Origin of the sequence: Alcaligenes sp. Me129, assembly GCF_050487245.1 — a bacterium.
In the GTDB taxonomy this organism is placed as follows: domain Bacteria; phylum Pseudomonadota; class Gammaproteobacteria; order Burkholderiales; family Burkholderiaceae_B; genus Alcaligenes; species Alcaligenes phenolicus.
Genome location: NZ_JBKQGX010000002.1, coordinates 276566 through 301785, shown reverse-complemented (window position 1 = coordinate 301785; position 25220 = coordinate 276566). Strand labels below are relative to the sequence as shown.

Genomic DNA, 25220 nt, shown 5'->3' with positions numbered 1-25220 from the left:
TATGGATGCCATCGTGCAAGCAGGACCGCTTCGGCACTTTCTGCAATTTCGCGACTTTTCTCACGACGAAATTTTATATGTGCTGGAACGCGCACGCCTGATCAAAGACAAGTTCAAACGCTATCAGCCGCACCACACATTGCACGACCGCACCCTGGCGATGGTTTTTGAAAAAGCCAGCACCCGTACCCGTGTTTCGTTTGAAGCCGGCATGTATCAGTTGGGCGGTTCGGTCATTCACCTGACCACCACCGACTCGCAGCTGGGCCGCTCCGAACCTATTGAAGATACCGCCCGCGTGGTTTCACGCATGGTCGATATCGTCATGATTCGTACCTTCGAGCAGACTCGTCTGGAGCGCTTTGCCTCCCACTCGCGGGTGCCGGTCATCAATGGCCTGACCAACGAATTTCACCCTTGCCAGATTCTGGCCGACATCTTCACCTTTATCGAACACCGTGGCGATATCAAGGGCAAGACCGTGGCCTGGATTGGTGACGCCAACAATATGGCCTACACCTGGCTGCAAGCGGCGGAAATCCTGGGCTTCACCCTGCATGTGTCGGCCCCTAACGGCTACCACCTGGAGTCGGATCGCACCGGCAACCCGGATTCCAGCATTCTGCGTGAATTCGACGACCCACTGGAAGCCTGCAAGGGCGCGCACCTGGTCACCACCGACGTGTGGACCAGCATGGGTTACGAAGACGAAAACGAAGAGCGTCGCAAAGCCTTTGCTGACTGGTGTGTGGATCAGGAAATGATGGATGTGGCCGACCCAGAAGCCATCTTCATGCACTGCCTGCCCGCTCACCGTGGCGAGGAAGTAACCGGCGAAGTCATTGACGGCCCACAAAGCGTGGTCTGGGACGAAGCCGAGAACCGCTTGCACGTACAGAAAGCATTGATGGAGTTCCTGATTCTGGGGCGTCTGGAAGCCTGAGTACTTCTACCCGGAGCAGACTTTGCTCAATGACATAAAAAGGGGATACGTCGTATCCCCTTTTTAATACCGGATCGCTTCACATGCCTATCCAAATGTGATTCACATAATCCCTTTGAATATACGTTCCAAACTGGCGTACTGCTGATCCTTTAACCGCCAAACTCAAGTCCTCAAAGCGTCAGGCAATGCGATAAGCAATCTCAAGCAACACCGCCCACATCAACACCAGATTCGCTTTACTCCTGGATTTCCAAACCCGCCAAACGATAGCCAACCTGCAACTCAGTCAGTAAATACTTGGGTTGTGCCGCATCCTCTTCCAGCTTTTGGCGCAGCTGCATCATGTACACCCGCAGGTAATGAGGCCGATCGGAATACGCCGCTCCCCAGGTTTCATGCAGCAAGTGTTGATGGGTCAGCACCTTGCCATGCCCCCGAATCAAGGCCGTCAGCAAACGAAACTCGATAGGCGTCAAATGCACGGCCTCCCCGTCCCGCGTGACCTCGTGGGAGGCCAGATCCACCTGCACACCCCCAAAGCGAACACTCGAAGAAGCCGCCTGACCATTCGGGACCAGTTGGGAGCGTCGCAGCAAGGCTCGTATCCGGGCCAGCAGTTCCGGCACGCCAAAGGGCTTGACCAGATAATCGTCCGCCCCGGCATTCAAGGCCGCTACTTTTTCTTCCTCTCGTTCACGCGCCGACAGCACCAGAATGGGCGAATACACCCAGCTGCGCAGATCGCGGATCAAGTCCTTGCCATCCCCGTCCGGCAAGCCCAAATCCACAATCATCAAATCAGGACGGCGGGTTGCCGCATCCATGCGCGCCTGCGCCAGCGTGCTGGCCTCGATCACGGACATGCCTTCCTGCTCCAAGGCAATTCGCACGAAACGACGAATATTGGATTCGTCCTCCACGATCAGTATCTGGGCTTTGTTCATGTCAGTAGCTCGTCACCATCCATACGGGGAACCGGTTTCCAGGGCAGGCGAATCTCGAAGATCACCCCATGAGGCAAACGCGGCTTGGCGCTGATCGTACCACCATGTGCGGCAATAATCGTGCGGCACAGGCCCAGACCCAAGCCCACACCTGCCACAGAGGACTCTTTCTGCCCCCGAGTAAACGTATCGAACAAGCGCTCGGGATCACCGGGCGGCAGGCCTGGCCCGTCATCACTGATCATTAAATACATGGACTGACCAGAACACAGGCCGCGCAGGGAAATCGTACTGGTGACGGGCGTATATTTGGCGGCATTATCCAGCAGATTCGTCACCACTCGCTCCAGCAAAACACCATCCACCTCGATCAAAGGCAGGTCGGCCGCAAACTCGGTCACCACCTTGCGAGGCTGCAAAGCCGCTGAGCAACGGGCAACGGCAATCCCCACAATCTCGCCCAGGGCATGCCATTCCTTATGCAACTTCACCCCTTCGCTTTGCATACGCGCCAGATCCAGCAGGTTGGATACCTGGCGGCGCAATTCGTCCGATTCAATGCGGATCGATCGGGCAATATCCGTGCGCTCGGTTTCACTCAAGCCTTTGGGCTGCTCCAGCGTTTCTGCCAGGCCTCGAATCACAGTCAAGGGCGTGCGTAAATCGTGCGAGACAGCGGATAGCAAGGTATTGCGCATTTTCTCCCCCTCCATGCGCAGCACCGTATCCTGAGCGATTTCCACATAATGAATTCGCTCCAGAGCCTGGGCCAAGGTAAAGCAACAAGCATCCAGCAAGCGCCGTCCATCCGGTGTCCTCAAGGAAGCGGCTCCGCCGGACTGCACCACCAAGACCCCACGCGGGGCCATGGGGCCTTTCAAGGGCAGATACAGGGCACTGGCACCGCTCAGGGTTTCAGTGCCATTACCGGCGGCTTCCATATGATCAAACACCCACTGCGCCACCGATAGCTCTACAAAGCCTGTATGACGAGTCGCTACCAACTGGTTTTGCTGATCCGGCACCACCAGTACCACCTGCATCTCGAACAAAGGTTCCAGCGTATCGCGGCAGACCGCCAGGACTTGTTCCAGGGCCAAGGCTCCGGCCAAGTCCCGGCTGACACGAGTCAATGCCGCAGCACGGCGTTCACCATCACGGGCAGCCCTGGCTTCGGCCTGCAGCTTGGCAGCCAGTTGGCCAATAATCAGCGCCACTCCCAGCATGACGCCGAAGGTAAAGACATATTGGGTATCCGTTACCGAGAAGGAATAACGCGGCTCGACAAAAAAGAAGTCGAAAAACGCCACTGACAGCAAAGAAGCCCATACCCCCGCCAGTCGTCCCAAACGCAGGGCAATAAAGACCACAGTGATCAGGAACAGCATGATCACGTTGGAGAGCTCGAAAAAGGGCAAGAGCTTCTCGGCCAGCAAGGTGGTCACAACACAAATAATGGACGCAATCGACAAGGCCTTGCCTTGTGCCATGGGTTGTTCCAGCTCCAGGGGCCGTATGGGCCGCTGTACCGTATCCATACGCAGCAGCAGCAAACCAATTTCAGGGTTGCTGCGCGCCAGGCGCTCGGACAGGCGAGTGCGCCAGGGCCAGATAGATCGCGCTGACGAGTTTCCCAAAATCAGCTTGGTCGCATTGCGTTGACGGGCATAGGCCAAAATCGTATGCGCCACATCCTGCCCGGCAATATTGGCAAACTCGGCTCCGGCATGCTGAGCACTGGCCGCCAAGCGCACCAGTGCTTCCTGCGCCTTGATCTGCCCGCTTTCCTGCGGCGTATCCACATGCAGCACAATCCAGGGCGTCTGCAATTGCTGGGCCAAGCGCGCCCCCTCCCGAATCAGAGCTTCCTGGGCGCTATCGGCACTGACGCATACCATCAGTAACTCACGTGTCGGCCAAACTGTCCGGATCGCATGGGAGATCCGATACACATGCACGTCCGCATTGACCCGATCCGCCACCCGGCGCAAAGCCAACTCACGCAGAGCAATCAGATTGCCGCGACGAAAGAAGTTCTGACGCGCGTGGGCCACCGAGTCGGCCAGATACACTTTGCCCGCACTCAGACGAGACAAGAGATCATCCGGCGGCAGATCCACCAGCAAGACATCGGCCGCCCGATCAAAAATCCGGTCTGGCACCGTCTCCCGAACCCGTACCCCGACAATGCCGCCCACCACCTCATTCAGGCTGTCCAGATGCTGCACATTGAGCGCGGTATACACATCAATGCCCGCATCCAGCAATTCCTCCACATCCTGCCAGCGCTTGGCGTGTCGACTGCCTTCAATATTGGAGTGCGCCAGCTCGTCCACCAGCAGCAGCTGATAACCCGAGGCCAAGGCGGCATCCAGATCAAACTCCGTCACCACCCGCCCCTGACGTTGATACTCCTTGCGGGGCAGCACGGGCAAACCGTCAATCAGAGCCTGGGTTTCCTGGCGGCCATGGGTTTCCACAATCCCGATAGCCACGGACACGCCCTCGGACTGGCGTTGATGCGCCTCCTTGAGCATGGCGTAGGTTTTCCCTACGCCCGCACAAGCGCCGAAGAAAATCTTGAGCTGCCCGCGACGAGGCTGGTGCGGATCTTCGCCAATCACCTGCAGCAGCTCATCCGGGTCCGGCCTATCCTCAAGTGACATGAATCTGCGCACTCCATCCAGAAAATTGCTATTGATCTTACGCTCTTATCCAAAAAACGGCGTCAGCAGCAAATCAATCAGCTTGATGCCTATGAAAGGGGCGATCAGCCCTCCCAAGCCGTAAATCAGCAAGTTGCGTTTCAGCAAACGGCTGGCCGGTTCGGCCCGATACTTCACACCCCGCAAGGCCAAAGGAATCAAGGCGATGATGATCAAGGCGTTGAAAATGACTGCCGACAGGATGGCGCTAGCCGGACTATGCAGTTGCATCACATTCAAGGCACCCAAAGCAGGATACGTGACCACAAAAGCCGCAGGAATAATCGCAAAGTACTTGGCCAGATCATTGGCAATGCTGAAGGTGGTCAGGGCACCGCGCGTCATGATCATCTGCTTGCCCACTTCCACCACACGCAGGAGCTTGGTGGGATTACTGTCCAGATCCACCATATTGCCGGCCTCTTTAGCTGCCTGGGTGCCGCTGTTCATGGCCACGGCCACATCGGCCTGCGCCAGAGCAGGCGCATCATTCGTGCCGTCGCCAGTCATGGCAACCAGGCGACCTTCATCCTGATAGCGCCGAATCAATTGCAGCTTGTCCTCGGGCGTGGCTTCGGCCAGATAGTCATCCACCCCGGCTTCGGCCGCAATGGCAGCGGCGGTCAGCTTGTTGTCCCCGGTAATCATGACAGTCTTGATGCCCATGGCGCGCAACTCGGCAAAGCGCTCCTTGATACCGCCTTTGACGATATCCTTGAGCTCCACCACACCCAGCACCTTATTACCTTCAGTGACGACCAGCGGTGTGCTGCCCCGGCGAGCGACCTCATTGACCAAGGTGTCCAGTTCGCGAGGAAACACGCCGCCCAGGGACTCGATATGGGAGCGCATGGTATTTGCCGCCCCTTTACGAATCTGACGACCCTCGATATCAATGCCGCTCATGCGTGTATGGGCGCTAAAGGCAATGGTCTGCGCACCTTGCAATTCACGACCACGCAAATTGAAAAGCTGCTTGGCCAGCACCACAATGGAGCGTCCTTCGGGGGTCTCGTCCGCCAACGATGCCAATTGGGCTGCGTCTGCCAAGGCCTGTTCCGATACCTGCGGCGCAGGCAAAAAGGCCGAGGCCTCCCGATTACCCAGCGTAATGGTGCCTGTCTTGTCCAGTAGCAGAACATCCACGTCTCCCGCCGCCTCGATAGCGCGGCCCGAGCTGGCCAGCACATTGGCTTTCATCATGCGGCTCATCCCGGCGACACCTACCGCCGACAGCAAGGCACCGATGGTAGTCGGAATCAGACACACCAACAGAGCAATCAAGGCGGTAATCGTAACGGGCGAACCTTGTCCGGTCAGCACCGTCGCAAAGCTGGAGAAAGGCAGCAAGGTCACGCACACCAGCAGAAAGATCAGCGTCAGGGCAACCAGCAAGATATTCAAGGCAATCTCGTTTGGCGTCTTGCCGCGCTTGGCGCCCTCCACCATCGCAATCATGCGATCCAGAAAAGCCTCACCCGGTTTGGCGGTGACCCGCATCACGATCCAGTCAGACAGAACACGGGTTCCCCCCGTAACAGAACAAAAGTCGCCCCCCGATTCCCGGATGACCGGCGCCGATTCACCCGTAATGGCGGACTCGTCTACCGACGCTGCCCCCTGCAGCACTTCGCCGTCAGCCGGAATAATCTGGCCCGCTTCAACCAGCACATAGGCACCGGGCAGCAGTTCGTCGCTGGGGACAGGCCAGGCGCGGCTATCACGGGCGGGGTCTTTCAGAACCTTGGCCATGACCCGCTTGCGCGTAGAACGCAGCGCGTCGGCCTGCGCTTTACCACGCCCTTCTGCCACGGCTTCGGCCGCATTGGCAAACAGGACTGTAAACCACAACCAGGCTGCAATAGACCAGATAAATCCAGCGGGGGCCTCACCCTGCCCCATCAAGGCCTGAATGCCCAGCAAGCTGGTGACGATACTGCCCAGATACACCACACACATCACCGGGTTCTTGAACTGCACCCAAGGCGACAATTTCTTGAAGGCTTCCTTGCACACCGTGCCCCAGGGTACGGCCTGAAATGCCGTCGAACGCTCGGCCTCTTGCGGGGCTTTCAGATCAGTAATAGACATAATGACACCTGCTCCTAACGCACTGCGGGCTGGGCACGCTTGGCCATGTCCAGCGCCAGATTAAGCTCCAAGACCTGCACGCGTGGCTCGCCCAGCACCCCGAATTGACGAGCACTGGTATAGCGATCAATCAGGACCTGGACCTGAGCCAGCGGCATACCGCGCACTTTGGCGATACGAGCGGCCTGCAAACGGGCGTTGGCCACCGAAATATGCGGGTCCAAACCCGATGCCGACGCTGTGACAGCATCTACAGGCACGGGAGCATCCTCTGCCAAACCGTTCATCAGGCGATATGCCTTGCTGCGTTCTGCCACAGCCTCCAGCAAACTTTTGCTTAATACCCCCTGATTGCTGGCACCACTGGCCGCCGCGTTATAGGGCTGCGCAATGCTCTTGGAAGGGTCAGCCGGATCGGCTCCCAACGTCGCGCTGGGACGCCCATGGAAATACTCGGGCTGACTAAAATACTGACCAATCTGGCGTGAACCCACGAGGCGGCCGTCACGCAGAATCAGGCTGCCCTTTGCCTGCTCCGGGAACAGGGCGGTGCCGATAAAGGTCGTGGCCAACGGGTAGGCAATGCCCGTCAACAGCATAAAAAACAAGGCGGACAGCAGCACGGGACGCAACAAGCTTTTCATCGTCGGTGCCGCCGGTGTCGAAACCATAAATTGATGGGTAGACATGACAGTCAATCCTCAAAAAGTAATGCCATCGAGCATCAACAGGTGCTCCACAATCGGGCCCAGCGCCAGTGCAGGCAAGAAAGTCAGCCCGCCCACCACCAGAACCACGAAAATCAACAGGCCGGTGAACAAGGGGGTGGCCGTCGACAAGGTGCCTGGTCCGGCAGGAACCGCTTTCTTGGCAGCCAGCACACCGGCCAGAGCCAGCAGGGGCAGCAGGGTCAGATACCGCCCCACCAACATGGCCAGCCCTATCGTTGTATTGAAGAAAGGGGTGTTCGCGTTGAAACCTGCAAAGGCGGAACCGTTATTCGCCGTACCCGAGGTATAGGCGTACAGAACTTCGCTGAAACCATGCGGCCCCATATTGGACAGACTGTCCATGGTGGAGGGCAGCACGCTGGCCAAGGCCGTAAAACCCAGAATGCTGAAGGCATGCGCCAGCATGGCCAGCATCACGTACTTCATCTCCCGCGCCTCGATCTTCTTGCCCAAGAACTCCGGGCTGCGCCCTATCATCATGCCCACCAGAAACACCGTCAGAATGGCGTAGCTGACCAGGCTGATAAAGCCCACACCTATCCCGCCAAACACGTTGTTCAGCATCATTTGGGCAATCGGCACCAGGCCACCCAAAGGAGTCAGCGAAGAGTGCATGGCATCGACCGAGCCGGTAGTCGCAGCCGTGGTCACGGTGGCAAACAAGCTGCTTTGCGCCACACCGAAGCGCAGTTCCTTGCCCTCCAGATTGCCACCGCCCATCGTGCTGCTTTGGGTTTGGTCCACCCCCAGGGAAGTCAGCAAAGGGTTGCCTGCCTGTTCGGCGCTATAAATCAGGGACAGAAAACCGATGAACATCACCAGGAAGGCCGCAAAGAAAGCCCAACCCTGGCGGCGACGAGCCAGCATGGAGCCAAAGGCGTAAGTCAGGGCCGAGGGCACCAGCAACATGCTGAGCATATGCACGGTATTAGTCAGCGGCGTAGGGTTTTCAAATGGATGAGCCGCGTTCATACCAAAGAAGCCGCCCCCATTAGTCCCCACGTGCTTGATGCTTTCAAGGCTGGCTACTGGCCCCAGAATTATCTGCTGCTTGAGACCTTCCAGCGTATTGACCACGGCATCCGAGCTCAGTGTCTGTGGCATACCCTGCCAGATATACAGCAAGGCCAGCAGGAAGCTGCACGGCAAGAGCAAGCGATACAAGGAGCGGGTGAAATCCACCCAGTAGTTGCCAATATCGGCCGAGCTTTTACGGCTTAAGCCACGGATGAAACCTCCTGCCGCTGCCAGACCCGTTGTGGCACTGATCATCATCAGAAAGGTGATGGCCGCCATTTGGGAAAAATTGGACAGACTGGATTCACCCGAGTACGCCTGCCAATTGGTATTGGTCGTAAAAGACACAGCCGTATTAAAGGCCAGGTCAGGCGTTTGCGCGGCGCGCTGCAGGCTGTCGCCGGGAATCCAGCCCTGCACCCGCAAAAGAATATATCCCAGAAGCAACATGGCGGCATTGCTCAACAAGAGCGCCAGACCATATCGCTTCCAGGACATTTTCTCTTCAGGATTTACGCCCAGCAGCCGATACGTGCCACGTTCGATCAGGCTGTGATTGGGGCTACTGAAAAAATGGGCAATCCATTTACCCACCACCACTAACAAGACCGTAGAGACGGCCAGAATAACTAGAAACTGCATCAGATCGTCCAGCATGACAGCTCCTCTTACAGCTTCTCAAGACCAAGAACAAATCCGGTCGCCATCGCAAAGAACGCGAACAGCACCGCTAAAAATAGAAAATCACTCATATGCACACCTGTTCCCACAATGAACACTTGCTGGCCTGAACTTAGAATTTTTCGGCCTTGAGCAAGGCATAGAACAAATAGATAAACAGCCCCAGAGAAATCCCTCCTGCCAGAACCGTAAAAAAGGACGCACTCATCCCGAACTCCTGATCAATGCTGACTTGCAGCAGACAGAGAAAGTCTAGGAGTGGCGGCATAAATTCAGAGCAGTGTTTACTGGCCCGCGTATAAAGACGGCATATGGATTTGGGCCAGGGCGACACCGGCACGCTCCAGCAACTGATCTGTCCAGCGTTGATAAGTCTGTCTGGCAATAAGGTGCAAAGTGCTCAGGTGCTGATCCAGGCCCAACAAGATATGTTCTGCATCCTGGGCCGCCGGACCGTATACCTGCTCCAACTCGCAGCGGCCGTGATCACACCACTGACGGATGCTGTCGGCAGTCACTTCCAGGTGGCCTTGAAAGGCCCAATGCGGGCCCAGGCAGAAACCTTTATTCAGGCAATGAGGGCCGTATAAAGTCCGGCTGGCCCCCGAGGGAATCTGGAAGGTGTCGTAATGCCAGTTGAACAGCATGGCACGCCTGGGCAGGCCCATGACACGCCGGGCGTAGGGACTGCTCCAGACCTGGCCCCAGCCTATGTTCGGATACGGATTGCGCTGCACGCGGGCCCCCAGGGAACGCGCCAGCAGTTGTGCCCCGAAGCAATGCCCCAGAACCGGAACATGACGCTGAACCGCATCCTGCAACAAGGCATGCTCCAGCTCTATCCAGGGCAAAAGATCATTGACACTGCGATCACTGCCCAGCACCACCACCCCGCTGTAATCACGAGCCGACACGGGCGCCCGGCCATCCAGCGGCGACATGCACAAGTGATAGGGAAGACCGTGTCTCTCCAGATGATCCAGCAGCACCCCCGGCCCTTGCGTGACCTCGTGCTGCAAAACAAGAATGGGTTTCATGAGATGAAAGCCTGACCACGCAGGCCTGTTGTTCAGGAGAACTCACTGTAGAACTGGCCGTATCAAGACCAGGATCTGTTTGCGATCAGGCTCGTATAAGTGGCATCAAGGTGCTTCCTGCAGCACACAAAAAACCAAGACCGTCATTTGCCTGACATATGCCTTTGCTCAAATGTAATCGTTTTCATTTTGACGGCTGGGTGTCATGGCCAACATAGGAATACTGGATGTCGCCAGAGCAGCACAGGTATCGGTTGCGACGGTCTCGCGCGTGCTCAATGAGCCGGAAAAGGTGGGTGAGAAAACCCGCCTGCGCGTGCAAGCCGCGATCGACGCACTGGCTTATGAGCCCAATGCCTCGGCACGCAGTCTGCGCAGCCAGCGCAGCCGAGTCATCGGCGTGGTATTGCCGACCTTGCTCAACCCCGTCTTTGCCGAGTGCCTGAAGGGCATCGCCGATACCGCAGCCCGCGGCGGCTATGCCATCCTGCCCTTCTTTACCGACTACCACCTGGAACGTGAATCCCAGGCAGTGGCCTTGCTCCTGGCCAGCAATGTGGAAGGCATTGTGCTGGTGGTCTCCAACCCGGCTCACTCTCCTGCTTTAGTTCGGCTGAGCAAGACACGCTGTCCCTACGTACTGGCGTACAACCTGCATCCCGAGCATCCTTGCGTCACCGTCAACGGCGAGCAGGCCATGATTGAATTGATCGGCCACTTGGCAAGGCAAGGGCATCGCCGCATTGCCATGGTAAGCGGTCATCTGCACGTTTCTGATCGCGCCCAGCAACGCAGCCGTGGCTATCTGAAAGGAATGGACAAGGCTGGCCTGGTGCCCATGCCACTGCTGGAAGTGCCTTTCATGGATCAAGGAGAGCAAGCACCGTCTTCTGAGGACGTGCATCTTGCCAGCGTCGCCCGACTCTTGCGCCAACCGGAACGCCCCACAGCCATGATTGGCTCCAACGATCTGATTGCCATTCGCTGTCTGCGCACGGCACAGCAGATTGGCCTGCAGGTTCCCAACGATATCAGCGTGATCGGCTTTGACGGCATCGCCCTGGGCGCTGAACTGTTTCCACGCCCGGCCACCATCGCACAGCCCAATGAAGAAATTGGTCGCCAGTGCATCGGCCTACTGCTGGAGGCGGTAGCCCAGCAAAAAACGGTTCCCGCGCAGGCCTCGGTTCTGCTGCCCTACACCTTCAACCCGGGCGAGTCCTGCGCCCCTGCCCCTTGTTCACCACGGGCGCATCCAGGATGAAGCCCCTTTCCTCTGCGGGACCCGCTCCCGCCCCCCTGCGTTCAAGCCAATCCCGGCTTTTTCCTGACACCACTGACTGACTGGAGTGATCGACCATGAAACATATGCTGAGTACATTGGCTTGCCGCGTGGCACTGCCCCTGGCCCTGATGACCGTGGGAAGCGCCGCCGCTGCGCAGACGGCCATTTGCTACAACTGTCCACCAGAATGGGCCGACTGGGCCAGCCAGATCGAGGCCATCAAGGCGCACACCGGCATTACCGTCCCGCCCGATAACAAGAACTCCGGCCAGTCCCTGGCCCAGTTGGTTGCCGAGTCCGCCAACCCGGTCGCCGATGTGACTTATCTGGGCATCACCTTTGCCATTCAGGCCCAGAAAGAAGGCGTGACCCAGGCCTACAAACCCCAGGGCTGGGAGCAGATTCCCGAAGGGCTGAAAGACCCGCAAGGCCATTGGTTTGCAATCCACTCCGGCACCATGGGCATCATGGTAAACAAGTCGGCCCTGGGCAATGTGCCGGTGCCTGCCTCCTGGAACGACCTGCTCAAGCCCGAGTACAAAGGCCTGGTCGGGTATCTGGACCCCTCATCGGCCTTCGTGGGCTACGTGGGTGCCGTTGCCATCAACGAAGCCCTGGGCGGCAATATGGACAACTTTGATCCCGCCATCAACTGGTTCAAGGCCCTGCAAAAGAACAATCCCATTGTTCCCAAGCAAACCGCCTATGCCCGCCTGATTTCCGGCGAAATCCCCATCTTGCTGGACTATGACTTCAGCGCCTACCGCGCTCAGTACAAGGACGGCGAGGACGTCGCTTTCGTGATCCCCCAGGAAGGCACGATTGTGGTGCCGTATGTGATGTCCCTGGTCAACAAGGCTCCACACACCGAACAGGGACGCAAGGTGCTGGATTTTGTGCTGTCCGAGCAAGGGCAGTCCATCTGGGCCAATGCTTTCCTGCGCCCGGTTCGCAGCAGCGCCATCAGCAAGGAAGCCCAGTCGCGCTTCCTGCCCGACAGCGAATACGCGCGTGCCAAGGCCATCGACTATGAGCGCATGGCACAGGGTCAAAAACCCTTTGCCGAGCGTTATCTGGCAGAGGTCCGCTAAGCGGTCCATGTGGAGTTAGCGTATGCAACGCAAATACCTGCTGCCCTTGTGCTCGGCCCCTGCCGTCGCTTTCTTTGCCGCATTCTGGCTCTTGCCCGCGGTACAGCTTCTGGCCCTGCCCGCACAAGAAGGCATGCACACCTACTGGGTCGTGCTGACATCGGGGCGGTACTTGCAGGCCTTGCTGCAAACGCTGCTCCTGTCCGCCATCGTGACCCTGGCCACCTTGGTGCTGGGTGCCATGGTCGGCATCGTGATGGCTCGCTATCGCGTGCCGGCCAAGCGCCTGCTGCTCTCCCTGATGACGCTGCCCCTGTCCTTTCCTGGCGTCATCGTGGGCTTTTTCATTATCTTGCTGGGCGGTCGGCAGGGGCTGCTGGCCCAGATCGGCCAGGATCTGGGGCTGGGGCGAGTGACCTTTGCCTACGGCCTGCTAGGTTTGTTTCTGGCCTATCTGTACTTTTCCCTGCCCCGCGCCATTGCTACTTACACCGCAGCCGCCGAATCCATAGACCGCAATCTGGAGGAAGCCGCGCGCTCCTGTGGAGCCACACGCTGGGACATTGCCAGAGATGTCTGGATACCGGAACTGGCTCCCACGTCCCTGTCTTGCGGTGCCATTGTTTTTGCCACCTCCATGGGCGCTTTCGGTACGGCCTTCACCCTGTCCAGCCGCTACGAAGTGCTGCCCATCACGATCTATAACGAATTTACCAACTATGCGAATTTCACCCTGGCGGCCAGCTTGTCCATTTCCCTGGGGCTGCTGACATGGTTTACCTTGTGGCTGGCCCGGCGTCTGGTCCGCGATCCCTCGGTCGTTATTTGAGGACATCATGACACTGAAAACGGCTTCAAACCCCCATCGCCCTGCCCCCCTGCTTCTGGCTGTCACTGGACTGACCGTGCTGTTCCTGCTCGGCCCCATTCTGGTTTCCGTGCTGGCCGGGCTGGTCAACAATTATCGTATCGGACTGAAAAGTGGCCTGACCCTGAAATGGGTGGAGCACGTCTGGGCCAACTACGGCAGCACAGTCTGGCTATCCCTGCAGCTGGCGCTGCTTTGTGTGCTGGCTGTCATTATGCTGAGCGTCCCCTGTGCCTATGCCCTGGCACGCAGCCGCTCCCGTCTGGCGCGCAGCTTTGAAGAACTGCTGACCTTGCCAGTGGCGGTCCCCGGCATGGCCTCGGCCCTGGCCCTGCTGCTGGCCTATGGCTCCTTGCAAGGCTTTCGTCAAAGCTTCTGGTTCATTCTGGTGGGCCACATTGTGTTCACCCTGCCCTTTATGGTGCGTACGACCACAGCAGCTCTGCAAAAACGCAGCCTGATCGATCTGGAAGAAGCGGCCCGCTCGCTGGGAGCCAGCTTTACGCAAATCTTTTTCGGCATCCTGCTGCCGGCCATCCTGCCTGCGATTGTGGCTGGCAGCCTGATGGTCTTCACCTTGTCGCTGGGCGAGTTCAACCTGACCTGGATGTTGCATACGCCACTGACCCGCACCTTGCCCGTGGGGCTGGCCGATAGCTACGCCTCCATGCGTATCGAGGTGGGCTCGGCCTATACGCTGATTTTCATGCTCGTCATCTTGCCCGTGCTGTGGGGGCTGCAGACCTTGGCGCGCTTGCTGGAGAAACACTATGGAAAATAAACACATACCGGTGCGTATCGAACACTGCGCCAAAACCTATGCTGATGGCACACGGGGATTGCATCCCAGCACTCTGGACATCGCCCCCGGTGAGGTCATGGCTTTGCTGGGGCCCTCGGGCTGCGGCAAGACCACCTTGCTGCGACTGATCGCCGGCCTGGAAATGCCCGATGCCGGCAGCCGCATTCTGTTCGACGGCCAGGACGTCACCCATCTGCCGATTGAAAAGCGTGAGGTCGGCATGGTGTTTCAACATTACGCCCTGTTCCCGAACATGACGGTGGAAGCCAATATCGGCTATGGCCCGAAAATCAAGGGCATGGCTCTGCCTGCACGGCAGAAGCTGGTGGGTGAGCTGGTCGATCTGATGCGCCTGAACGGTCTGGAAAAACGCCAGCCCTCCGCCTTGTCGGGTGGGCAACGACAACGCGTTGCCATCGCACGTGCCATTGCCAATCAACCCCGCGTTCTGCTGCTGGACGAGCCGCTGGCCGCCCTGGATGCCAAGCTGAAAGTCTCCTTGCGCGACGAGCTGGCCGAGCTGCTGCGACGCCTGCGTATCACGGCCATTCATGTGACCCACGATCAGCAGGAAGCGTTTGCCATTGCCGACCGTCTGGCCGTCATGCACGAAGGCCGCATCATTCAGATTGGCGATGGCGAAAGCCTGTACCGCCATCCGGCCCACCCTTTTGTCGCTACCTTCCTCGGGCGGGTCAACGTCCTGCAACGCAGCGAACAAAGCCTGCTCAATAACGAGATCCGTCTGGCAGACCTGAGCCTGACTTGCCCCGAGACCTTGCGCGGGGCGCAGGAGTTACTGGTTCGCCCGGAAGACATCAGCGTTTGCATGGATACACCCAGCGGCTGGGCACGTGCCAAAGTGCGACAACGCAGTTTTATGGGTGGACGGGTGCAACTGACCCTGGACGTGGACGGACAAGCCCCTCTGACTGCCGAGGTAGACCGTGATCACGGAGCCGTCCTTGGCAGTACAGTGGGAATTCACATCAACCCCGGCAAGCTGATGCCCGGTACCGTGCCACTCTCTTAACACAAACGGATAACGATGCTGAAAACATTACTGATTCAAATGACGGACCCGCATATTCGGGAAGAAGGCCGGCTGGCTTATGGCCGTCTGAATACCGCCCCCTATCTGCAGGACGCCATCAACCACGCTCTAGCCCTGCCACAGAAACCGGATGCCCTGGTGTTGACGGGCGATCTGACCGACTTTGGTCGACCACAGGAATATGCGCACTTGCGCCGCTTGCTGGCACCGCTGGGCTCCATCCCGGTGTATTTGTTGCCGGGCAACCATGATGACCGCCAGCAACTGCGCGAGAGCTTTCCCGAACATACCTATCTGGGTAAGGCCGGGCCCGTTTGCTACAGCGTGGACATTGGAGAGCTTAGACTACTGGCCCTGGACAGTGCGGTATTGGGAGCCAGCGCGGGCAGTCTGGATCAGGAACAACTGGACTGGTTACGTACCGAGCTGGCCCAACAGCCTGAGCGCCCTACCATCATTGCCCTGCATCACCCTCCTTTCAACACCTTGATCGGCCACATGGACAAGATAGGCCTGCTGCAAGGAGCAGAACAACTGGAAGCGATTGTGCGCCGACACAGCAATATCGAACGTGTGATCAGCGGACATTTGCATCGCAATATCCAGATCCGTTTTGGCGGCACCATTGCCAGCACCGCCCCATCGGTGGCGCATCAAGTCTGTCTGGATCTGGCTGAAAATGCAGCATCGGCCTGGACACTGGAACCACCCGGCTATGCCGTTCATGCGCTGGACAGCCTTGGCCAGATCGTGACCCATACTGCCACCGTCGGCCAATTCGACGGCCCCTTCGCCTTCCATGAGCCAAGCGGGAAACTGATCGACTGATTGGATGCACGGCGTACACCAACTGCTGCTTGGCCTTGATGGTCTCGTCAAACCAAGTTGACTATAGGTCCCTCTTTGCTAGCTCAAGGCAGTAGCAAACACTGACAGCATTGAGCAAAGCCGTTCAAGAACGCTAGGTCCATCCCATAAAAAAAACACCCCAATATCGGATTCAACCAATATTGGGGTGTTTTGATACTGCTGCTTCAGATCAAGAGGGCTGCCCAGAGCCACCCCGATCTGCAAGCCATGTCTTACTTCTTGCTGTCTTTCAGCTGAGGCACAGCCGAACCAGCGGCAGGAGCCAACAGGCCAGCCTGGGTGTAGGTGAACAACTTGTCGCGGGTGTCCACGATGTCCAGGTTACGCATGGTCAACTGACCGATACGGTCGCGTGGCGAGAACATGCTGTCCACTTTTTCCATGCTCAAACGCTCGGCCTTGTAAGTCAGGTTAGGCGAGACGGTGTCCAGAATGGAGTAGTCGTTACCGCGGCGCAGTTCCAGTGTCACTTCGCCAGTTACGGCACGAGCCACCCAGCGCTGGGCGGTTTCACGCAGCATGATGGCTTGTGGGTCAAACCAGCGGCCTTGGTACAGCAGACGGCCCAAACGCAGACCGTTGATGCGGTACTGTTCGATGGTGTCTTCGTTGTGGATGCCGGTAACCAGACGCTCGTAAGCAATGTGCAGCAAGGCCATGCCGGGGGCTTCGTAAATGCCACGGCTCTTGGCTTCGATGATGCGATTTTCGATCTGATCGCTCATGCCCAGACCATGACGGCCACCAATGCGGTTGGCTTCCAGCATCAGTTCCACAGGGTCGGAGAATTCCACGCCGTTCAGGGCGACAGGCTGACCATCTTCAAAGCGCACACGCACTTCTTCAGCAGCCACGGCCACATCATCACGCCAGAAAGCCACGCCCATGATGGGTTTGACGATATTGATACCGGCATTCAGGTACTCCAGATCCTTGGCTTCGTGCGTGGCACCCAGCATGTTGGAGTCGGTGGAGTAGGCTTTTTCGGCCGACATCTTGTAGTCGAAGCCGTTTTCCTGCATGTACTCGGACATCTCGGCGCGGCCGCCCAGCTCGTCAATGAAGGTCTGGTCCAGCCAAGGCTTGTAAATCTTCAGCTCAGGGTTGGTCAACAAACCGTAGCGGTAGAAACGCTCGATGTCATTGCCCTTGTAGGTGCTGCCGTCGCCCCAGATATGGACGTCGTCTTCTTTCATGGCAGCAACCAGCATGGTGCCGGTTACAGCACGACCAATAGGCGTGGTGTTGAAGTAGGTTACGCCACCGGTGGTGATGTGAAAGGCGTTGCACTGCAAGGCGGCAATCCCTTCAGCCACCAGTTGCTGACGGCAGTCCACCAGACGGGCCAGCGTGGCACCGTATTCCTTGGCCTTGCGGGGAATCGCATCGTAATCGGGTTCGTCAGGCTGACCCAGGTTCGCGGTGTATGCGTAAGGGATCGCGCCCTTGTTGCGCATCCACAAAAGTGCAGCGCTGGTGTCCAGGCCACCGGAAAAGGCAATGCCGACCTTCTGGCCGACTGGAAGAGATTCAAGGATGGTTGTCATTATCGCGTCAGTAGTGGTGTGCAAGTACAGTTCCGCCCGTAAGGCTCTCTTGTAGAGCCCTGCCCGCGGCAGGATCAATATGTCATTATATCGTCTTGACCGACCCTGGACACCTTTGCGTAGCTGGATTTAATTACTCGATGAACTAGAACATCCATTTTTACCTGGAGACAAGCCATGCCCGAGACCCACGCTCAACCCGCTATCAGCCGTTATCCCGTCCCCACGCTGGCCGAAATGCCCGAGGATATTCGCAGTCGAATTGAAGCCGTGCAGGAAAAATCCGGTTTTATTCCGAATGTGTTTCTGGCTCTGGCCCACCGTCCTGACGAATTCCGCGCTTTTTTTGCCTATCACGACGCGCTGATGGAAAAGCCCAGTGGTTTGAGCCATGCAGACCGGGAAATGATTGTGGTGGCGACCTCCGCCGCCAATCAGTGTCATTACTGCGTGATTGCCCACGGTGCCATCTTGCGCATCCGCGCCAAGAATCCCCTGGTGGCAGACCAGGTTGCCGTGAACTGGCGCAAGGCCGATATTCCGGCACGCCAAAAAGCCATGCTGAGCTTTGCCATGAAAGTCTCGCAAAACGCTCAGGAGATTGAAGACGCCGACTTCCAGGCCCTGCACGAGCACGGTTTCAGCGACGAGGACGCCTGGGATATTGCCGGCATCAGTGCCTTTTTTGGCCTGAGTAACCGCATGGCCAACTTCATGTCCATGCGCTGCAATGACGAGTTCTACATGCTGGGACGCGTTCCCCGCTAAACATGATGCGTTACGCCCTGTTGTTTGCCGGGTGGATTTGTGTGGCGCTGGCGATTGCCGGCGCTGTTTTACCCTTGCTGCCTACCACGCCATTTGTACTATTGGCCGCGTGGTGCTTTTCCCGTAGCTCCCCCCGCTTTCATCAATGGCTGCTGGATCAACGCCATCTGGGCCCATACCTGCGAAATTGGGAGAACGGCCAGGGCTTGACCCGCCAGGCCAAACGCCGGGCGCTGATCATGTTGTGGCTGTCGCTGGCCGTCTCGGCCTGGCTGACCAGTCACCTGGGCTGGTATCGACTGGGGCTCTTGATCCCAGGCATTTTCGCCACCCGCTATTTGCTGCGTGCCAAAACCCTGGATGACACCCCTTCCGAGCCTGTGCAAAAATAGCCTGCTTGAACCGATCCTGGCTTGACCCTTTTTGCTTGAAACACCTATGTCCAATCCTGTCATCTTGCTGGCTGCCGCCTACATCACCAACCCTGAAGGCCAAATTCTCCTGGTCCGCAAACGTGGCAGCGCCTATTACATGCAGGCAGGTGGCAAGCTGGAAGCAGGTGAAACGCCCTTGCAAGCCCTGCAACGCGAACTGGACGAAGAGCTGGGCCTGACAGCGGAAGAAACCGCCTCGGCCCGCTACGAAGCATACTTTGAAAGCCCCGCCGCCAATGAACCTGGCCACGTGGTTCATGCCCACGTTTTCACTTTGACGGTAAACCGGGAAATCCAGGCCGCCGCCGAGCTGGAAGAAGCGCGCTGGGTCAGCCCGCAGGAAATCCGTTCGCTGACGCTAGCCCCCTTGCTGGCTAATCACATTCTGCCGCGCCTGTGCGCCCAGGCCGCCGCCTGAGTGCCAGCCCGCACAAGACTTCCTTCTGCCTTGTGCCGTCCAAGCCACGAACCGCCTATTTTTTGGCATAATGTCGCCCTTGAGTCCCCTCTTGCGGGGACGCAGCTATTTGCCCGACCAGCCCGCAACGGCGGGCTTTCTTTATTGAGCGCTAATTTATGTCCTCTTTGCCCTGTCAAGGCGCAATCGTCACCTTTACCCTGCAGCAGCTGCGTGCCGCCACGCAAGCCGGGGGGATTTTAGGTGTGTCCATCAAAGGACAAGGCAATCATTTTTTTGTACAAGTGGCCACGCGTGCCGGTCAGGCTGTGCTAGTTACCGCCCGCAGCAAAGATCCGCGCAGTTTCAAAAGCCCCTTGCAGGCCATGGTTCTGCTCAAGCAAGTCGGGATCGTTACTGGCCAGTTTGATCTGACCCAGTACTCGCCTGACCAGCACGAAACCGCCCCGCGCAGCCGTCGTCGCCCGGCCAAACCCAGCAAACTGGGACTGCGCTGGAACCGGATTGCAGAAAGCATCTCCAGCCCCGCTCAACCTTCTTTGGATGATCCCAGCCTGGACATCAGTGAAGAACAGACGCGTCGCCTGATCGCCAGGCAGGAAAACCAGCAGTTAAGCCTGCTGGGCAACTAAACGCAGCCCACTTGTGCTTCTGGGCGTGTTGAGCGCATAAGCCGCGTCCAAAGCCTGTTCCAGGTCTTGCTGCAAGTGCTGGGGCTCTTCCAACCCCACATGCAAACGCAATAACTGCCCTTCCCCGAACAAGGCTTTCCCATTGCGTTTGGGCATATCCATGGGTAGAGCCAGACTCTCGAAGCCCCCCCAGGACAGACCGATGCCAAACAGGCGCAAGGTCTTGAAAAAGCAGGCTAACTGCGCTTCGCTCAAGGGTTCCAGCACAAGGCCAAACAAGCCGGTAGAGCCGGTGAAATCCCGCTTCCAGATGGCATGACCGGGATGCGATTCCAATGCCGGATGCAACACCCGCTGAACCTGCGGATGATTCTCCAGAAAACGGGCAATCTGCAAAGCACTGGCTTGGTGCTGACGCAAACGCACACCTAAAGTACGCATGCCGCGCAGCGCCAAAAAGGCATCGTCAGGACCGGCTGTCTGACCAAAATCATGTGCAGCACGGCGCAGCAACGGCCAGGCACGCTCATTCGCGGTGGCAATTCCCAGCAAGGCATCGGAATGCCCGGTCAGATACTTGGTGGCCGCCTGAATGGATACGTCCACACCATGCTCGAAGGGCTGGAAGAACAAGGGAGTAGCCCAGGTATTGTCCAAGAGCACATACGCCCCCACCGCATGTGCGCAGCGAGCAATCGCAGGAATATCCTGAATCTCGAAAGTGGCCGAACCGGGCGACTCTACGTACACCACCTTGGTATTGGGACGAATCAGGCTGGCCATGCCCTCCCCCACAGACGGCTCGTAAAACTGCACCTGAATACTCATGCGGCTGGCCAGCACCTGCTGGGCAAACGCGCGTACCGGTCCATAGACTGAATCCGGTATCAGCAAATGATCTCCAACTTCCAACATGCCCAACAAGGCATGAGTACAGGCCGCCAATCCAGAGGGAAACAAGCTGGCCTGAAAACCGCCTTCCAGCTCGGCCACGGCCTGCGTCAAGGCTTGCAAGGTGGGATTGGTGAAACGGCCATAAGACGCGTAGGGATTGTCAGGCTCCTTGCGCTGCGCCCATTGCTCCAGATTGTCGGCCAGGATCGTGGAGCCGCGACAAACGGGTACATTCACAAAACCAGCCGACACGCTGGTGTCCCGTCCTACATGGGTCAAACGGGTTTGTTGATAATTGCAGTCCTGCATGCTGTTTTCCTGATCCTGATCGCTAGAGATGAATGGAAACAGTCTACGCAAGAGCCCAAGGGCAATTATTGCGTTTTCACGCTACTGCGGGCAGAATTCCGAGAATAAAAACCTACAATCAGCAAGATTATTGGGAAATTATTTTATGCTGGATAAATTCGACAAGCACATTCTGGAGATCCTCCAAAACGATGCCACCTTGGCCATCCAGGAAATTGCCGATCGGGTGGGTTTGTCCAGCACACCCTGCTGGCGACGCATACAGCGCCTGGAGCAGGAAGGCTATATCGAAAGACGGGTGGCTTTGCTCAGCTCTGAAAAGCTGAATGTCGGGGTGACGGTGTTTGTGGCCATCAAGACCAATCAGCACAACAAACAGTGGTACAGCCAGTTTTCGGCCGTGGTGGAGGCGATCCCGCAAATTGTGGAGTTCTATCGCATGAGCGGCGATACCGACTATTTGCTGCGCGTGGTTGTGCCTGACATCAAAAGCTTTGACCGTGTTTACCAGCGCCTGATCTCGGAAATAGAGCTGACCGACGTCAGCTCCAGTTTCGCCATGGAGCAGATCAAGTTCACGACCCGTCTGCCCCTGGACTACGCCTGATCCAGTGTGGTTCAGGGCTTAAAAGCTGTATTCTACATCCAGCGTCTGGCCGATACTCAGTCTCTGAGGTTTGGATTCAACCAGCATGGCCTGCATGCCAAACAAGGTCCCTTGCGGGAACTGACGGCTTTGTGCCAAGGCCAGGCCGGGTTGGGTACCCACATCCGCTGTCAGCTGATTCACATTGGGCATAGGGCAACGAGTACAAGGGCGGATAAAAGCAAAGCTCAAGCCTTCACTGCTGACACCCAGCACATAGTCCTCTTCGTACGCAGGCAAACCTTCAAAAACCACATTCGCGCGGAAACGATTCATGGGCACAGCCTGCTCACCTGACTGTTGCACCAGGCGGTTCAGCTCTTCCAGGGACGCCTCATTGGTAAACAGAAAAGGCAGCGCATCTGCAAAACCAAAACCGTTGATCTGATCACCAATCTGACGCCAGCCCTGGGACTTTTCTTCCCAGGGACGCACACGTTCGGTCAATACATAACGCCTGGCGCGGCTATGGTTACGCAACACCCGGCAAGGAGTCTGCAAAAAGTCGCTAAACCATTGCGCGACCTGATCACCCTCGTCCCGGCCCAAGGTATCTGAACTCCAGATACGCACGGACACAGCGACGTTATCCCCTGCCAGGGCATCCAGAGACCAGGACAAAGGATCCATACCAGGCGCTTGCACAGTAATCTGCCCGTCCTGCACCACTGGCTGAATCAAGGCCATGCGCGGCCAGCGACGCTGCGTCATGAATACGCCCTGTTGGTCAACAACAACCCACTCTCGGTCAAAGGCCAGGCCCGCAACGCTGACCTCCACGCCCTGTGGATGGGCCTGGGCGGCACAGGATTTGATGGGATGGGTAAAAAGGCCAGTGATGGTAATCATGAGTCGCAACAGAAAAGGCAAGTTAAGGGACCTATTCTAAAACAGCCTGAGCGCCTGCCTGCCCCTGCTTTGGAGACTGATTGCAAAGAAGTGGATCAGAAACATCGACTCTGAAAATCTATTTCGCACCAATACTTGACAACAGCGCAAAGCTATGAGTTAATAGTTGATTGATTGCACCAACATACCATTACATCAAGAAAGTGCGATCAACATTTTTTTGAATGTACCCACGCAAAACAGGTCCCTTTGACCTTCTGGCATGTCCCCAAACATGCGGGTATTCATTCACCACGGCGACGACAGCCACATCCAGACTTATTTTTTGCATCGTAGCGGACTCGCTCCGTCCATTTGCTTGGCAAACGAATAAGGCGCTGTCCATGCTGCCACAGAGCACGTCTGCCTGACATTTGTTCGACCAGCGCGGCTCTACATTGAAATAGCAATGGCTTGGCCTCCGTGTGGAGACCGATCCATCATGGTGTCATCAAATCTCAATAAAAAAACGATGTAATGACGCCACACGATAAGGAAAAAAATTATGAAAAATATCTATCCAACCGGTTTGGTATCGCGCCCTGAGCATATTGCCTTGAACAAGACCGATATTCGCATTGGCGATACCGTTTACTTGCAACCCAAGAACGGGCCTCGCATGGCGGGTACCGTGATTTTCAGCTCGCCTGTACACGGCTGCACCACCTATACGGCAGACGCGCAGAACCAGGACGCCAACGTGCGTTTCCGTTTCCGCCTGCAGGACGTGCATCACGTGGCTCCACGCCACCCTTTGCCAGCCTTGAACTAAGGCTTTGCCTGCCAATTAATACGGGGAACCCAACCCAATTCCCCGTATTAATTTCATTTGCAAACATATAATTACAATTTGCAAGAAACATTCCTGCTTTCATCCTAAAATAGTGGCGGCTTGAAACTTATCCGACGCTGTAAAGCGTCCACGACGAGCGTGCGCTCCTATGGCAACGGATATGAAATCAAAGCAGGCTTCCTGCTTGCGCCCGCCGCGGCGCTATTCCTATCTCTCCCGTTTTTTCCTGTTCAGCCTGGTCTTGATCCTGACCCTGCTGGGGACCAAGCTGCGCCATTACGACGCCCTGACCATCTTCTGGCCTGCCGAGGCCGTGCTGCTGGGCCTGTTCATTCGTCGCCCGGATTGGGCCAGCCAGTTCCTTAACTGGGTCATTGTTGTTCTGGCCTATCTGTGCGCCGAACTGATCGCCCGCAACCCCCTGCCTATTGCCCTTTTGCTAACCCTGGCCAATGTCAGTGGCGTCGGGCTGGCATACTGGCTGATCACCCGCAATCCGCTGCTGGACCTGTCCTTGCGCCGCCCTCAGGCCATGCTGACCCTGGCCGCCTACTACGGACTGGCCTGTATCCTTTCCGCCCTGCTAGGCGGCATTGCCCTGTCTTTGCATACCTCTCAAGCCTTGTCGCTGGCCATCCTGTCCTGGATGCTGACCGGCATGATCTCCTACACCGCTATTTTGCCCGTCATCCTGACTGCCCCGGCCCGCCCCATACGCCGTTTCATGGAGTACTGGAACGAGCCCCATTTGATGAGTCTGGCCCAGTTGGCACCCGCCCTGTCCTTATTACTGACCAGCTTGTTGAGTTTGCTGATTGACGGCCCCGGCTCCCTGGCCTTTCCCGTCCTGCCCTTATTGTGGTGCGCCCTGAGCTACTCGCTCTTTTCCACTACCTTGTTGACCTTGTTCTATGTGCTCTGGACACTGTTTGCCCTGAGCCAGCCGGTCTACTTCCTGCCCAGCCAGCTATATACCTCACTGGATCTGCTGTCGCTGCGCATCGGCATTGCCTCCATTGCACTCGCCTCCATTACCAGTGCCAGCTTGATCTCAGCCCGTAATCTGGCAGTGGAAAAGCTCCAGCGGCTGGCTCACCACGATGCCTTGACCGGTTTGCTCAACAAGCAGGCCTTTTATCAGCAAAGCCAGACCATGCTGACTCAATGTCGCCTACGGCACGTTCCTGTCAGCGTCATTGTTCTGGACATCGACCACTTCAAACCCATTAACGACACCCACGGCCACCATGTCGGTGACCTGGCCCTGAGCGCCATCACCCAGCGTATTTCCCTGGCTTTGCGCGATACAGACTTGTGCGGTCGATTGGGTGGCGAGGAGTTTGGCATCTTGCTGCCCGACTGCAGCGCCACCCAAGCCCATGCCGTGGCCGAGCGTGTCCGCAAAAGTATTGCCCTGCGGCCCCTGGCCCTGGATAACGAGCAGCAACTGACCATGACGGCCAGCCTGGGTATCGCAACTCTGGAAGCCTCCACGCTGGATCTGCATGCTCTGCTTCGTCAGGCCGACACGGCCTTGTACGAGGCAAAACGTGCCGGTCGGGATCAGAGTTTTTCCTATCATTTCCCCGAACCAAAAACGAAGACTTGACGCTATCCGTAAGCAAACCGATACTGATGTGTCAATACGAAACAAAACATCAGGGAGCGGTGATATGGCGTCAGTTTACGGCTCACCCTTGTGCCAAGCGTGTTTGACCTTGCCACAGGGATTAAGTACTAGCCAAGCGCATGCTGACTTGCGTTTACTG

General features: G+C 57.3%; 24 protein-coding genes. 14 read left to right on the top strand and 10 right to left on the bottom strand.

Annotation, left to right across the window (positions count from 1 at the left end; all coding sequences use genetic code 11):
- Position 1 precedes the first annotated feature (1 nt).
- Positions 2-943, top strand: a complete 942-nt coding sequence (argF, locus tag ACLPGZ_RS03440; protein ID WP_021446751.1) for an ornithine carbamoyltransferase — start codon at positions 2-4, stop codon at positions 941-943.
- A gap of 239 nt (positions 944-1182) precedes the next feature.
- Here argF and ACLPGZ_RS03435 read toward each other — a convergent pair whose 3' ends face one another.
- From ACLPGZ_RS03435 to ACLPGZ_RS03405, 7 genes are all read right to left on the bottom strand, one after another.
- Complete coding sequence (locus ACLPGZ_RS03435) at positions 1183-1890, bottom strand: response regulator (RefSeq protein ID WP_115635094.1); 708 nt, start codon at positions 1888-1890, stop codon at positions 1183-1185.
- Positions 1887-4556, bottom strand: coding sequence for a sensor histidine kinase (locus tag ACLPGZ_RS03430; protein ID WP_239055456.1), 2670 nt, complete (start codon positions 4554-4556; stop codon positions 1887-1889). Before ACLPGZ_RS03430 ends, ACLPGZ_RS03435 begins: the two co-directional genes overlap by 4 nt.
- A 45-nt stretch (positions 4557-4601) precedes the next feature.
- Positions 4602-6686, bottom strand: a complete 2085-nt coding sequence (kdpB, locus tag ACLPGZ_RS03425; protein ID WP_239055455.1) for a potassium-transporting ATPase subunit KdpB — start codon at positions 6684-6686, stop codon at positions 4602-4604.
- Positions 6687-6700: 14 nt separating this feature from the next.
- A complete protein-coding gene (kdpC, locus tag ACLPGZ_RS03420; RefSeq protein WP_239055454.1) occupies positions 6701-7375 on the bottom strand; it encodes a potassium-transporting ATPase subunit KdpC in 675 nt (224 codons plus the stop codon).
- Between the two features lie 12 nt (positions 7376-7387).
- Complete coding sequence (gene kdpA / locus ACLPGZ_RS03415; protein WP_239055453.1) at positions 7388-9091, bottom strand: potassium-transporting ATPase subunit KdpA; 1704 nt, start codon at positions 9089-9091, stop codon at positions 7388-7390.
- Between the two features lie 136 nt (positions 9092-9227).
- Positions 9228-9323, bottom strand: a complete 96-nt coding sequence (gene kdpF, locus ACLPGZ_RS03410) for a K(+)-transporting ATPase subunit F (protein ID WP_022983188.1) — start codon at positions 9321-9323, stop codon at positions 9228-9230.
- A 76-nt stretch (positions 9324-9399) separates the two neighbouring features.
- Positions 9400-10152 (bottom strand): type 1 glutamine amidotransferase, encoded by a 753-nt coding sequence (locus ACLPGZ_RS03405; RefSeq protein WP_239055452.1) that lies wholly within the window; start codon positions 10150-10152, stop codon positions 9400-9402.
- Positions 10153-10357: 205 nt separating this feature from the next.
- On the opposite strand from ACLPGZ_RS03405, the gene ACLPGZ_RS03400 reads away from it, so the two are divergent.
- The 6 genes from ACLPGZ_RS03400 (at position 10358) to ACLPGZ_RS03375 (ending at position 16080) form a co-directional block, all read left to right on the top strand.
- On the top strand, positions 10358-11416 hold the full coding sequence (locus ACLPGZ_RS03400) for a LacI family DNA-binding transcriptional regulator (RefSeq protein ID WP_239055451.1): 1059 nt from the start codon (positions 10358-10360) through the stop codon (positions 11414-11416).
- A 149-nt stretch (positions 11417-11565) separates the two neighbouring features.
- The gene (locus ACLPGZ_RS03395; RefSeq protein ID WP_238441787.1) at positions 11566-12528 is read left to right on the top strand and encodes an ABC transporter substrate-binding protein; all 963 of its coding nucleotides are present in this window, start codon (positions 11566-11568) and stop codon (positions 12526-12528) included.
- 22 nt (positions 12529-12550) lie between these two features.
- Positions 12551-13357, top strand: coding sequence for an ABC transporter permease (locus ACLPGZ_RS03390; RefSeq protein ID WP_026482917.1), 807 nt, complete (start codon positions 12551-12553; stop codon positions 13355-13357).
- Between the two features lie 7 nt (positions 13358-13364).
- The gene (locus ACLPGZ_RS03385; protein WP_239055450.1) at positions 13365-14177 is read left to right on the top strand and encodes an ABC transporter permease; all 813 of its coding nucleotides are present in this window, start codon (positions 13365-13367) and stop codon (positions 14175-14177) included.
- The gene (locus ACLPGZ_RS03380) at positions 14167-15231 is read left to right on the top strand and encodes an ABC transporter ATP-binding protein (protein ID WP_035268231.1); all 1065 of its coding nucleotides are present in this window, start codon (positions 14167-14169) and stop codon (positions 15229-15231) included. Before ACLPGZ_RS03385 ends, ACLPGZ_RS03380 begins: the two co-directional genes overlap by 11 nt.
- Positions 15232-15246: 15 nt before the next feature.
- Positions 15247-16080 carry a phosphodiesterase gene (locus tag ACLPGZ_RS03375; RefSeq protein ID WP_239055449.1) on the top strand — a complete coding sequence of 278 codons (834 nt, stop codon included), beginning with the start codon at positions 15247-15249 and terminating at the stop codon, positions 16078-16080.
- 254 nt (positions 16081-16334) lie between these two features.
- Here ACLPGZ_RS03375 and argG read toward each other — a convergent pair whose 3' ends face one another.
- A complete protein-coding gene (gene argG / locus ACLPGZ_RS03370) occupies positions 16335-17669 on the bottom strand; it encodes an argininosuccinate synthase (protein WP_239055448.1) in 1335 nt (444 codons plus the stop codon).
- Positions 17670-17846: 177 nt separating this feature from the next.
- Between argG and ACLPGZ_RS03365 the strand changes: the two genes are divergently transcribed.
- From ACLPGZ_RS03365 to ACLPGZ_RS03350, 4 genes are all read left to right on the top strand, one after another.
- Positions 17847-18437, top strand: coding sequence for a peroxidase-related enzyme (locus ACLPGZ_RS03365; protein WP_009455594.1), 591 nt, complete (start codon positions 17847-17849; stop codon positions 18435-18437).
- A gap of 2 nt (positions 18438-18439) precedes the next feature.
- Entirely contained in the window at positions 18440-18829 is a 390-nt protein-coding gene (locus ACLPGZ_RS03360) for a YbaN family protein (RefSeq protein ID WP_009455593.1), read from the top strand.
- A gap of 46 nt (positions 18830-18875) precedes the next feature.
- On the top strand, positions 18876-19289 hold the full coding sequence (locus ACLPGZ_RS03355; RefSeq protein ID WP_239055447.1) for an NUDIX hydrolase: 414 nt from the start codon (positions 18876-18878) through the stop codon (positions 19287-19289).
- A 158-nt stretch (positions 19290-19447) separates the two neighbouring features.
- Entirely contained in the window at positions 19448-19921 is a 474-nt protein-coding gene (locus ACLPGZ_RS03350; protein WP_009455589.1) for a hypothetical protein, read from the top strand.
- On the opposite strand, the gene metC is transcribed toward ACLPGZ_RS03350, so the two are convergent.
- Positions 19901-21124 (bottom strand): cystathionine beta-lyase, encoded by a 1224-nt coding sequence (gene metC, locus ACLPGZ_RS03345; protein ID WP_239055446.1) that lies wholly within the window; start codon positions 21122-21124, stop codon positions 19901-19903. The genes ACLPGZ_RS03350 and metC overlap by 21 nt on opposite strands.
- A 145-nt stretch (positions 21125-21269) precedes the next feature.
- Between metC and ACLPGZ_RS03340 the strand changes: the two genes are divergently transcribed.
- Positions 21270-21731 carry an Lrp/AsnC family transcriptional regulator gene (locus ACLPGZ_RS03340; protein WP_239055445.1) on the top strand — a complete coding sequence of 154 codons (462 nt, stop codon included), beginning with the start codon at positions 21270-21272 and terminating at the stop codon, positions 21729-21731.
- Positions 21732-21749: 18 nt separating this feature from the next.
- On the opposite strand, the gene ACLPGZ_RS03335 is transcribed toward ACLPGZ_RS03340, so the two are convergent.
- Entirely contained in the window at positions 21750-22619 is an 870-nt protein-coding gene (locus ACLPGZ_RS03335) for an MOSC domain-containing protein (RefSeq protein ID WP_060186021.1), read from the bottom strand.
- A gap of 544 nt (positions 22620-23163) precedes the next feature.
- Here ACLPGZ_RS03335 and ACLPGZ_RS03330 point away from each other — a divergent pair.
- Both ACLPGZ_RS03330 and ACLPGZ_RS03325 read left to right on the top strand, forming a co-directional pair.
- Positions 23164-23430: a hypothetical protein gene (locus ACLPGZ_RS03330; protein ID WP_009455580.1), complete on the top strand. Its 267-nt coding sequence runs from the start codon at positions 23164-23166 to the stop codon at positions 23428-23430.
- 181 nt (positions 23431-23611) lie between these two features.
- Positions 23612-25060, top strand: a complete 1449-nt coding sequence (locus ACLPGZ_RS03325) for a GGDEF domain-containing protein (protein ID WP_060186022.1) — start codon at positions 23612-23614, stop codon at positions 25058-25060.
- Positions 25061-25220 lie beyond the last annotated feature (160 nt).

Bases quoted from the DNA above. Each gene is read 5' to 3' on its own strand.
- argF (WP_021446751.1), top strand. From the start codon at position 2: ATGGATGCCATCGTGCAAGCAGGACCGCTTCGGCACTTTCTGCAATTT.
- ACLPGZ_RS03435 (WP_115635094.1), bottom strand. From the start codon at position 1,890: ATGAACAAAGCCCAGATACTGATCGTGGAGGACGAATCCAATATTCGT.
- ACLPGZ_RS03430 (WP_239055456.1), bottom strand. From the start codon at position 4,556: ATGTCACTTGAGGATAGGCCGGACCCGGATGAGCTGCTGCAGGTGATT.
- kdpB (WP_239055455.1), bottom strand. From the start codon at position 6,686: ATGTCTATTACTGATCTGAAAGCCCCGCAAGAGGCCGAGCGTTCGACG.
- kdpC (WP_239055454.1), bottom strand. From the start codon at position 7,375: ATGTCTACCCATCAATTTATGGTTTCGACACCGGCGGCACCGACGATG.
- kdpA (WP_239055453.1), bottom strand. From the start codon at position 9,091: ATGCTGGACGATCTGATGCAGTTTCTAGTTATTCTGGCCGTCTCTACG.
- kdpF (WP_022983188.1), bottom strand. From the start codon at position 9,323: ATGAGTGCGTCCTTTTTTACGGTTCTGGCAGGAGGGATTTCTCTGGGG.
- ACLPGZ_RS03405 (WP_239055452.1), bottom strand. From the start codon at position 10,152: ATGAAACCCATTCTTGTTTTGCAGCACGAGGTCACGCAAGGGCCGGGG.
- ACLPGZ_RS03400 (WP_239055451.1), top strand. From the start codon at position 10,358: ATGGCCAACATAGGAATACTGGATGTCGCCAGAGCAGCACAGGTATCG.
- ACLPGZ_RS03395 (WP_238441787.1), top strand. From the start codon at position 11,566: ATGACCGTGGGAAGCGCCGCCGCTGCGCAGACGGCCATTTGCTACAAC.
- ACLPGZ_RS03390 (WP_026482917.1), top strand. From the start codon at position 12,551: ATGCAACGCAAATACCTGCTGCCCTTGTGCTCGGCCCCTGCCGTCGCT.
- ACLPGZ_RS03385 (WP_239055450.1), top strand. From the start codon at position 13,365: ATGACACTGAAAACGGCTTCAAACCCCCATCGCCCTGCCCCCCTGCTT.
- ACLPGZ_RS03380 (WP_035268231.1), top strand. From the start codon at position 14,167: ATGGAAAATAAACACATACCGGTGCGTATCGAACACTGCGCCAAAACC.
- ACLPGZ_RS03375 (WP_239055449.1), top strand. From the start codon at position 15,247: ATGCTGAAAACATTACTGATTCAAATGACGGACCCGCATATTCGGGAA.
- argG (WP_239055448.1), bottom strand. From the start codon at position 17,669: ATGACAACCATCCTTGAATCTCTTCCAGTCGGCCAGAAGGTCGGCATT.
- ACLPGZ_RS03365 (WP_009455594.1), top strand. From the start codon at position 17,847: ATGCCCGAGACCCACGCTCAACCCGCTATCAGCCGTTATCCCGTCCCC.
- ACLPGZ_RS03360 (WP_009455593.1), top strand. From the start codon at position 18,440: ATGATGCGTTACGCCCTGTTGTTTGCCGGGTGGATTTGTGTGGCGCTG.
- ACLPGZ_RS03355 (WP_239055447.1), top strand. From the start codon at position 18,876: ATGTCCAATCCTGTCATCTTGCTGGCTGCCGCCTACATCACCAACCCT.
- ACLPGZ_RS03350 (WP_009455589.1), top strand. From the start codon at position 19,448: ATGTCCTCTTTGCCCTGTCAAGGCGCAATCGTCACCTTTACCCTGCAG.
- metC (WP_239055446.1), bottom strand. From the start codon at position 21,124: ATGCAGGACTGCAATTATCAACAAACCCGTTTGACCCATGTAGGACGG.
- ACLPGZ_RS03340 (WP_239055445.1), top strand. From the start codon at position 21,270: ATGCTGGATAAATTCGACAAGCACATTCTGGAGATCCTCCAAAACGAT.
- ACLPGZ_RS03335 (WP_060186021.1), bottom strand. From the start codon at position 22,619: ATGATTACCATCACTGGCCTTTTTACCCATCCCATCAAATCCTGTGCC.
- ACLPGZ_RS03330 (WP_009455580.1), top strand. From the start codon at position 23,164: ATGAAAAATATCTATCCAACCGGTTTGGTATCGCGCCCTGAGCATATT.
- ACLPGZ_RS03325 (WP_060186022.1), top strand. From the start codon at position 23,612: ATGAAATCAAAGCAGGCTTCCTGCTTGCGCCCGCCGCGGCGCTATTCC.